Below are 305 nucleotides of genomic sequence, written 5' to 3' on the forward strand. Positions count from 1 at the left end.
ATTGAAGCTCAACTTAAGCTGTCATATCGTGTAGAGGAAATTTTCACAATTCGCTGGAATTTAGTTTAAGGATGCTCAATGAGCCAGAAGAAACAAAGATTAGAACTGACATGGATTGGAAAAGATCAGCGCCCGCGCCTTGAGCCACGTATTTTGCTGGAAGAGCCTGAAAAATCCTATCACGCCAACGAACGCGTGTGTGAGAACGACATCTTTGATAATAAGCTCATATTTGGCGATAATCTGCTAGCGTTAAAAGCGCTGGAATCCGACTATGCCGGCAAGGTCAAGTGCATCTATATCGA

The 305-nt window shown here is 43.3% G+C and carries 1 pseudogene; it reads left to right on the forward strand.

Annotation, left to right across the window (positions count from 1 at the left end):
- Positions 1-78: 78 nt before the first annotated feature.
- Positions 79-305, forward strand: a pseudogene (locus tag BN338_RS09530) (site-specific DNA-methyltransferase); the annotation flags it as partial.

Source organism: Bartonella queenslandensis AUST/NH15 (assembly GCF_000312585.1).
Lineage (GTDB): Bacteria > Pseudomonadota > Alphaproteobacteria > Rhizobiales > Rhizobiaceae > Bartonella > Bartonella queenslandensis_A.